9 protein-coding genes are annotated in these 8,455 nt (G+C 62.7%); 6 read left to right on the forward strand and 3 right to left on the reverse strand.

Translation table 11 applies throughout. The features are described 5' to 3' along the window. Nucleotides 1-189 precede the first annotated feature (189 nt). The 5 genes from Q8Q80_RS08820 to Q8Q80_RS08840 all read left to right on the forward strand — a co-directional run bounded on the left by Q8Q80_RS08820 (nt 190) and on the right by Q8Q80_RS08840 (nt 6,386). Nucleotides 190-1,899, forward strand: a complete 1,710-nt coding sequence (locus Q8Q80_RS08820; RefSeq protein ID WP_305632559.1) for an acetolactate synthase 3 catalytic subunit — start codon at nt 190-192, stop codon at nt 1,897-1,899. 151 nt (nt 1,900-2,050) lie between these two features. Continuing rightward, the gene (gene ilvN / locus Q8Q80_RS08825; RefSeq protein WP_257080453.1) at nt 2,051-2,542 is read left to right on the forward strand and encodes an acetolactate synthase small subunit; all 492 of its coding nucleotides are present in this window, start codon (nt 2,051-2,053) and stop codon (nt 2,540-2,542) included. A gap of 71 nt (nt 2,543-2,613) precedes the next feature. Then, on the forward strand, nt 2,614-3,630 hold the full coding sequence (gene ilvC / locus Q8Q80_RS08830) for a ketol-acid reductoisomerase (protein WP_305632560.1): 1,017 nt from the start codon (nt 2,614-2,616) through the stop codon (nt 3,628-3,630). Nucleotides 3,631-3,836: 206 nt separating this feature from the next. Continuing rightward, entirely contained in the window at nt 3,837-4,604 is a 768-nt protein-coding gene (gene pssA / locus Q8Q80_RS08835) for a CDP-diacylglycerol--serine O-phosphatidyltransferase (protein WP_305611568.1), read from the forward strand. A 237-nt stretch (nt 4,605-4,841) separates the two neighbouring features. Beyond that, nucleotides 4,842-6,386, forward strand: a complete 1,545-nt coding sequence (locus Q8Q80_RS08840) for a 2-isopropylmalate synthase (protein ID WP_305632561.1) — start codon at nt 4,842-4,844, stop codon at nt 6,384-6,386. Nucleotides 6,387-6,419: 33 nt separating this feature from the next. On the opposite strand, the gene Q8Q80_RS08845 is transcribed toward Q8Q80_RS08840, so the two are convergent. Together Q8Q80_RS08845 and wrbA are read right to left on the reverse strand one after the other, a co-directional pair. After that, nucleotides 6,420-6,779 carry a DUF2069 domain-containing protein gene (locus Q8Q80_RS08845; protein ID WP_305632562.1) on the reverse strand — a complete coding sequence of 120 codons (360 nt, stop codon included), beginning with the start codon at nt 6,777-6,779 and terminating at the stop codon, nt 6,420-6,422. Between the two features lies 1 nt (nt 6,780). Beyond that, complete coding sequence (wrbA, locus tag Q8Q80_RS08850; RefSeq protein ID WP_305632563.1) at nt 6,781-7,374, reverse strand: NAD(P)H:quinone oxidoreductase; 594 nt, start codon at nt 7,372-7,374, stop codon at nt 6,781-6,783. A gap of 99 nt (nt 7,375-7,473) precedes the next feature. Between wrbA and Q8Q80_RS08855 the strand changes: the two genes are divergently transcribed. Next, entirely contained in the window at nt 7,474-8,304 is an 831-nt protein-coding gene (locus Q8Q80_RS08855; protein ID WP_305632564.1) for a YihY/virulence factor BrkB family protein, read from the forward strand. Between the two features lie 29 nt (nt 8,305-8,333). Here the strand turns inward: Q8Q80_RS08855 and Q8Q80_RS08860 are convergent. Beyond that, nucleotides 8,334-8,455 (reverse strand): transposase (locus Q8Q80_RS08860; protein WP_305632571.1); only part of this gene is annotated, 122 nt, incomplete at its 5' end.

The following is an 8,455-nucleotide window of genomic DNA, read 5'->3' on the forward strand; positions in this document are numbered from 1 at the left end:
CCTTCTCGGGGTGATCTGCGCCGAACGGTCAGCGGGTTCTGGATCGATCGGATGGAGGCCTGGTTCCCGGCGGACGGGGCGCGAAGATGAGCTCGCATTGTCGCGCCGATGGCGGACAAATGCCTTGACCACGCAACAGGTGCAGGCTACCCTCTGGCGCTTTTCCGGAAATTTTATACAGGTGGTTCAATGCTATTGACCGGAGCGGAAATTGTAGTCAGGTGCCTTGCGGAAGAAAAGGTCGAATATGTGTTCGGGTATCCGGGCGGTGCCGTCCTGTACCTGTACGACGAGCTTTTCAAGCAGGACGCAGTACGCCATGTACTGGTCCGGCACGAACAGGCCGCGCTGCACGCGGCCGATGCCTACTCGCGCTCGACTGATCGTGTAGGCGTTGCGCTCGTCACGTCCGGTCCCGGTGTGACCAATGCCATCACCGGCATTGCCACGGCGTATATGGATTCCATCCCGATGGTGATCATTTCCGGTCAGGTGCCCACGGCCGCCATCGGTCAGGACGCCTTCCAGGAGTGCGACACGGTCGGCATCACGCGCCCCTGCGTGAAGCACAATTTCCTGGTCAAGGACGCGAAGGACATCGCCAGCACGATCAAGAAGGCCTTCTACATCGCCAAGACCGGCCGCCCGGGCCCGGTGCTGGTCGATATCCCGAAGGACATCACGATCGCCAAGGCGGAGTACGAGTACCCGAAGTCGGTCACGATGCGTTCGTACAACCCGATCATCAAGGGTCATCAGGGCCAGATCAAGAAGGCCGTACAGCTGCTGCTCGATGCCAAGCGCCCGATGATCTATGCCGGTGGGGGCGTCATCCTGTCTGACTGTTCGGAGCAGCTGACGAAGCTCGTGCGCACGCTCGGCGCGCCGTGCACCAACACGTTGATGGGCCTTGGCGGCTATCCGGCGACCGACAGGCAGTTCGTCGGCATGCTCGGCATGCACGGCAACTACGAAGCGAACATGGCGATGCAGTACTGCGACGTGCTGATCGCGGTCGGCGCCCGCTTCGATGACCGCGTGATCGGCAATCCGGCCGATTTCGCCCGCATCGCCCGCAAGATCATCCACATCGACATCGATCCGTCGTCGATCTCCAAGCGTGTGAAGGTGGATGTGCCCATCGTGGGCAACCTGCCGGATGTACTGGACGACATCCTTCGCCTGCTCGACGCTTCGGCCGACCGCCCCGATCAGGAAGCGCTCGGCGAGTGGTGGAAGCAGATCGAAGAATGGCGCCGTCGCGACTGCCTGAAATACAAGCAGAGCGACGAAATCATCAAGCCGCAGTTCGTCATCGAAAAGCTGTGGGAAGTGACCAAGGGCGACGCGTTCGTGACGTCCGACGTCGGCCAGCATCAGATGTGGGCGGCCCAGTACTACAAGTTCGACAAGCCGCGTCGCTGGCTCAATTCCGGCGGCCTCGGCACGATGGGCGTGGGCATCCCGTACGGTATCGGCGTGCAGCTCGCCCACCCCGGATCGCCGGTCGCGGTCGTGACCGGTGAAGGTTCTGTGCAGATGAACATCCAGGAACTGTCCACCTGCAAGCAGTACCGCATTCCGCTGAAGATATGCAGCCTGAACAATCGCTATCTGGGCATGGTGCGCCAGTGGCAGGAAATCATCCACGGCAACCGCTATTCCGAGTCGTACATGGATTCGCTGCCGGATTTCCCGAAGCTCGCCGAAGCTTATGGCCACGTCGGCATGCGCATCGAAAAGCCGGGCGATGTCGAAGGCGCTCTGCGCGAGGCGTTCAAGCGCAAGAATGATCTGGTGTTCCTCGACTTCCAGGTCGACCAGACCGAAAACGTCTATCCGATGGTGATGGGCGGCAAGGGTCTGACCGACATGATCCTGTCTTCGGAAGACCTGTAACCGTAATTCGAACGCTGCTGTACGCGGAACCGGGCGGCAACGCTGCCCAGTCCGTCTGCCGGGATTACCCGCCCGGCAGACACCGGGCACCGGCCTCCGGCAGCCCGTTTCCGCGGCAGCGGTCTCTGCAATCCCTACCAAGGCGCTCGCAATGAGGCACGTCATTTCCGTATTGATCGAAAACGAGGCAGGCGCGCTGTCTCGCGTGTCCGGGCTGTTTTCCGCTCGCGGCTACAACATCGAATCGCTGACCGTGGCACCGACCGAAGACGTGTCGCTGTCGCGCATGACCATCATTTCCACCGGTTCGGATGACATCATCGAACAGATCACCAAGCAGCTGAACAAGCTGATCGAAGTGGTCAAGGTGGTCGACCTGTCCGAGGCCGCACACGTCGAGCGCGAGCTCATGCTGATCAAGGTGCGTGCGACCGGCAAGGATCGTGAAGAACTCAAGCGGGTCGCCGACATCTTCCGCGGCCGCATCATCGACGTGACCGACTCGACCTATGTCATCGAGCTGACCGGCAACACGTCCAAACTCGATTCCTTCGTCGGCGCCATCGATGCGTCGCTGATCCTGGAAACCGTGCGCACCGGCGTCTGCGGCATCGGCCGCGGCGATCGCATCCTGCGTCTGTAGGCTGCAACCGAATCCGTATCACCTTCACGTACCACACCACCGCTCAAACCCACACGTACAAGGGAAAACCCATGAAAGTCTTCTACGACAAGGACGCTGACCTGTCCCTCATCAAAGGCAAGAAAGTCACCATCGTCGGTTATGGTTCGCAAGGCCATGCCCACGCACAGAACCTGTCCGATTCGGGCGTCAAGGTCACGGTCGGCCTGCGCAAGGGCGGTGCATCGTGGAAAAAGGCCGAAGGTGCCGGCCTGAAGGTAAAGGAAGTGGCAGAGGCGGTGAAGGGCGCGGATCTGGTCATGATCCTGCTGCCGGACGAGAACATCCCGCAGGTGTACTACGGCGATATCGAGCCGAACATCAAGAAGGGCGCGACGCTGGCATTCGCACACGGCTTCAACATCCACTACAACCAGGTCGTGCCGCGTGCCGACCTCGACGTCGTGATGATTGCACCGAAAGGCCCGGGACACACCGTGCGTTCCGAATACCTGCGCGGAGGCGGTGTGCCGTCGCTGATCGCCGTGTATCAGGACAAGTCGGGCAAGGCGCGTGATCTCGCGCTGTCGTATTCGGCCGCCAACGGCGGTACCAAGGGCGGCGTGATCGAAACCTCGTTCCGCGAAGAGACGGAAACCGATCTGTTCGGCGAACAGACCGTCCTGTGCGGTGGTCTGGTCGAACTGATCAAGGCCGGCTACGAAACGCTGACCGACGCGGGCTACGCGCCGGAAATGGCCTACTTCGAATGCCTGCACGAAGTGAAGCTGATCGTCGACCTGATCTTCGAGGGCGGCATCGCCAACATGAACTACTCGATCTCGAACAATGCCGAGTATGGTGAGTACGTGACCGGCCCGCGCATCATCGGTGCCGAAGCCCGTGCCGCGATGAAGGAGTGCCTGGACAACATCCAGAATGGCAACTACGCCAAGCGCTTCATCCTCGAAGGGCGCACCAACTACCCGGAAATGACGGCCCGTCGCCGCCTGACTGCTGAACACGAAATCGAGAAGGTCGGTGCCGAGCTGCGTGCGATGATGCCGTGGATTTCGAAAAACAAGCTGGTCGACCAGTCGAAGAACTGATCCGGTGCCGGTGCAGCCCGATCCGTCTGCGCGCGTGCGCGGGCCGATCGGGCTTTTGCATTTCAGGGGTCGGCTGATTCGCGTCACCCCTTGCGACGTGGATCGTTCATGATGATGGACCTGATCGCACTGGCGTTCGCGGGATTGCCCTGAATGCAGTGTTCTGCCTTGCGCTGCTGTGGCGCAGGATTTGCCGGAGTGAATGCATGTCAGAGTACGACCCGCAATATGTGAAGCCGGCCGACCCGCTTAAACGCCGGCGCGGCATCTACATCCTGCCCAATCTTTTCACGACGGCTTCGCTGTTCGCAGGCTTCTACGCCATCGTGCAGGCCATGAACGGGCGTTACGAATATTCCGCGGTCGCGATTTTCGTGGCCATGGTGCTGGACGGCCTGGACGGACGTGTGGCACGCCTCACGCGCACCCAGTCGGCCTTCGGCGCCGAATACGACTCGCTGTCGGACATGGTGTCCTTTGGCGCCGCGCCTGCGCTGATCGCCTACGAGTGGGCAATGCGCGGCCTCGGGAAATGGGGCTGGATTGCCGCCTTCATCTACTGCGCCGGCGCGGCATTGCGACTGGCGCGCTTCAACACCAATCTCGGCACGGTCGACAAGCGATATTTCCAGGGCTTGCCCAGCCCGGCCGCGGCCGCGCTGGTGGCCGGCCTCGTGTGGGTCACGACCGACAATGGTTACACCGGCCCCGACATGCGCTGGGCGGCGTTCGCCATCACCCTGTTCGCCGGCCTGACCATGGTCAGCAATGTGAAATTCTGGAGCGGCAAGGACATCAATCTGCGCCGCAGCGTGCCGTTCATCGTCATTTTCGGGTTCGTGCTTGCCTTCGTTACCGTGTCGTTGAACCCGCCGATCGTGCTGTTCGGCCTGTTTGTCGCCTATGCGCTGTCCGGTTACGTCATGCTGCTGGCGAAGTTCTTCACCCGGAAATCGACCCCGCCGCCGGCCTGAACCGAACAGCGGACATTGCCGGGCCGCGGAATTGCATTTATATTCGGGTACATGAACGCGATCCGCCTTCCGTCGTCCTCCCTCTCGCTGCGCCGCCTGCTGCTGGCGCGGCCGCTGCTGCGCTCGCGCGCACACTAATTCCTCCCCACAATTTGCTGAAGTCTGCCCGCCGTGTGCCAACGCCACCGCGGTGCGATCCCGTACGCCGAACATTCCAGTCTGATACCGGAGAAAGTCATGTCTGAACGATTGATCATTTTTGATACCACCTTGCGCGACGGCGAACAAAGTCCCGGCGCATCGATGACGCGCGACGAGAAGTTGCGCATTGCCCGTCAGCTCGAACGCATGCGTGTCGACGTCATCGAAGCCGGCTTCGCCGCTGCTTCGAACGGCGACTTCGAGTCGGTGCGCGCAGTGGCGGAAACCATCCGCGAATCCACCGTGTGCTCGCTTGCCCGTGCCAGCGAGAGTGATATCCGCCGGGCCGGTGAGGCGATCAAGCCGGCCGCCAGCGGGCGCATCCACACCTTCATCGCGACCAGCCCGATCCACATGGAGAAGAAGCTGCGCATGACGCCTGATCAGGTCGTGGCGCAGGCGATCAAGTCGGTCGGCTGGGCGCTCGAATACACGGATGACGTGGAGTTTTCGGCCGAAGATGCCGTGCGCAGCGACATCGATTTCCTCGTCCGTGTCTTCACCGATGTGATCAAGGCGGGTGCCCGGACGATCAACGTGCCCGACACGGTCGGCTACTCGGTGCCGGCGCAGTGGGCCGAGCGCATGAAGCAGCTCATCGAACGCGTGCCGGGGGCCGACACGGTCATCTGGTCGACGCACTGCCATAACGATCTCGGAATGGCGGTCGCCAATTCGCTGGCTGCGGTGATGGCCGGCGCGCGTCAGGTCGAGTGCACGATCAACGGACTGGGCGAGCGGGCAGGCAACGCGTCACTCGAGGAAATCGTCATGGCCGTGCGTACCCGGCGTGATGTGTTCGGTCTGGAAACGCGCATCGATGCCACGCAGATCGTGCCGGCGTCGCGCCTGGTGTCGACGATCACCGGCTATCCGGTGCAGCCGAACAAGGCGGTGGTCGGTGCCAATGCCTTCGCGCACGAGTCGGGCATTCATCAGGACGGCGTGCTCAAGCACCGCGAAACCTACGAAATCATGCGCGCCGAGGATGTGGGCTGGAACACCAACAAGCTGGTGCTCGGCAAGCATTCGGGGCGAAACGCATTCCGCGCGCGCCTGAACGATCTGGGCATCGTGGTCGAGTCGGAAGAACAGTTGAATGTCGCGTTCGCCGCCTTCAAGGAGCTTGCCGACAAGAAGCACGAAATCTTCGATGAGGACCTGCAGGCGCTGATGAGCGACGAGTCGGTCACGCCGGAAGAGGAGCTGTACAAGCTGGTCGCCATGAGCGTGCGCTCGGAAACCGGTGAAACGCCGCATGCAGCAGTGACGCTCATCGATGCAGGTCGCGAAGCGACCGTCGAGTCGAAGGGCAGTGGCCCGGTCGATGCGGCGTTCCGGGCGATCGAAATGGTGGCGGCGAGCAAAGCCGAACTGTTGCTCTATTCGGTCAACGCGATCACCACCGGTACCGACGCGCAGGGCGAGGTGACCGTCCGTCTGGCAAAGGGCGGGCGCATCGTGAATGGTCAGGGTGCGGACACCGACATCATCGTGGCTTCGGCCAAGGCCTACATCAACGCGCTGAACAAGCTGCGCGGCGGTCAGAAGCTGAATCCCCAGGGCGAAAGCCCGATCTGAACCAAAGTCCGGCGCCGAGCGCGCCGGACTTTGTCATTCCGCCGCAGTCATCCGGCTTGGCGCCGTCAGCTTCGAATAGAACATGCAGCCCAGGAACAGCGTCGTCGTCAGCAGGGTTGCGACCGCCGCCAGCTGTGCCGACAGCCCGTTGTCCGACGTCGCGCGTACGATGCCCTCCGTCAGGTAGACCAGGCTGAGCAGTGACATCCATTGATGCGTGTAGCGCTTGCCGCGCAGGATGCCGAACAGCGCGGCCAGCAGCGGCACGATCTTCAGCACCAGCCCGGACCCGCCCGGACGCAGCGGAGCCAACCACAACTCCCACGCAAGGCCGAGCAGGATGAGGGCAACCAGGCTGATGCTGGCCATGAGGTTCCAGTGACGTGCGGTCATGTCAGGCGGCCAGTTTGAGTGCGGTGAGCGCGAGCCTGCGGCCGAGTGCGAAGGCCAGGCGTGCTTCCGGTTCGGTCAGCCGGTTGTCGCCATCGGCTCCCGCCACATGGCTGGCGCCGTAGGGTGTGCCGCCGTCGGGCGTCGTGGCGAGGTCAGGTTCGGAGTAGGGCAGGCCGACAATGAACATGCCGTGATGAAGCAGCGGCAGCATCATCGTCAGCAGCGTACTTTCCTGACCGCCGTGCTGCGAGGTGGTCGAGGTGAATACCGCGGCCGGCTTGCCGGACAGTGCGCCCGACAGCCATTGCGGACTGCTGCCATCGAGAAAATACTTGAGCGGCGCCGCCATGTTGCCGAAGCGGGTCGGACTGCCCAGCGCCACGCCGACGCATTCTTCCAGATCGCACGCTTCGGCATACGGTGCGCCGCTGTCCGGCACTGTCGAGGCGACCGCTTCGCACACCGTCGATACGGCGGGTACGGTGCGCAGGCGTGCCGCTGCACCGTCGACCGAGTCGATGCCGCGCCCGATCTGGCGCGCCAGATTGAACACCGAGCCGTTGCGGCTGTAGTACAGAACCAGAATTTCCTTCACCGGATATCTTTCAACGCAGGTGATCCAGCACAATGAGGTGGCTGAGTGTACAGGCCCCGGCCCCGCTCACCGAATTTCCCGTTCCTCCTTGCGTACGACATGTCCTCCCGATTCCCGGTTTCGTTTATCCGCATCTTCCGGACACTGGCGGCCGCAGCCCGTCGGCATCGGGACGCCCATGCGGCCCAATCCGCCGCTGCACTGGCGCTCGCGCTGCTGTTCGCGCTGGTGCCGCTGCTGGTGCTGGCGCAGCAAGTCGCCGATCTGTTGCCCGATGCGCTGCGCGTCGCCAAGCCGCTGCGCGCCTACCTGACCGGTACGCTGCTGCCGGATGAAACGGGCGCCTCGGTGGTCCGCCACGCCATGCGCTTCGTCGCAAAGGCGCGCCGGCTTTCAGCGGCCGATCTGCTGGTGCTGCTGGTCAGTGCCTGGGTGTGGGTGCGCACCGCGGACCATGCGATCAATGCAATGTGGTCACAGGCGCCGCGACGCAGGCTGCGCCAGACGGTGCTGGTCTATCTCGGTCTGCCGCTTCTGGCACCGCTTGCCCTTGGCACCGGTGCTGCGCTGAGCCTGTATCTGGTCACCGCGTCGCTCGGACTGATCGACGAGCCGACCTGGCTCAAGCTCGCGGCGCTGCGCGCGGCGGCCGCGCTGGTCACCGCCGGTTTTCTGCTCTTGCTGTACTGCACGCTGCCCCGCGGCCGGGTATCGCTGCGCTACGCCGTGACCGGTGCGCTGGTTGCCACGGCGCTGCTGTCGTTGATGCAGAAGGCACTCAGCGTCTATATCGATCACGTGCCGGGCTACGAACTGGTGTACGGCGCGCTGGCGACCTTGCCGGTTTTCCTGCTGTGGCTCTATCTGTTCTGGAGCATCGTGCTGTTCGGCGCCAGCCTGACGGCGGAACTGCACGCAGGCAGGCGTTAGCGAAAACAGACGCTAGGGTCTGTTCTCAATTATGCCAACCAGACGAATGCGCAAGCGAGATGAACGAAGGACAGGAAGGACTGAGCGAGTTTGTCGTATCGCGTGGCGATGCGTCTGAATTGCTTGATGCGGTTGAAGAAGCGCTCGACCA

This window comes from Methyloversatilis sp., assembly GCF_030698125.1.
Taxonomy (GTDB): Bacteria; Pseudomonadota; Gammaproteobacteria; order Burkholderiales; family Rhodocyclaceae; genus Methyloversatilis.

Coding starts and splice junctions, on each gene's coding strand:
- Q8Q80_RS08820 (WP_305632559.1), top strand. CDS start 190: ATGCTATTGACCGGAGCGGAAATTGTAGTCAGGTGCCTTGCGGAAGAA.
- ilvN (WP_257080453.1), top strand. CDS start 2,051: ATGAGGCACGTCATTTCCGTATTGATCGAAAACGAGGCAGGCGCGCTG.
- ilvC (WP_305632560.1), top strand. CDS start 2,614: ATGAAAGTCTTCTACGACAAGGACGCTGACCTGTCCCTCATCAAAGGC.
- pssA (WP_305611568.1), top strand. CDS start 3,837: ATGTCAGAGTACGACCCGCAATATGTGAAGCCGGCCGACCCGCTTAAA.
- Q8Q80_RS08840 (WP_305632561.1), top strand. CDS start 4,842: ATGTCTGAACGATTGATCATTTTTGATACCACCTTGCGCGACGGCGAA.
- Q8Q80_RS08845 (WP_305632562.1), bottom strand. CDS start 6,779: ATGACCGCACGTCACTGGAACCTCATGGCCAGCATCAGCCTGGTTGCC.
- Q8Q80_RS08855 (WP_305632564.1), top strand. CDS start 7,474: ATGTCCTCCCGATTCCCGGTTTCGTTTATCCGCATCTTCCGGACACTG.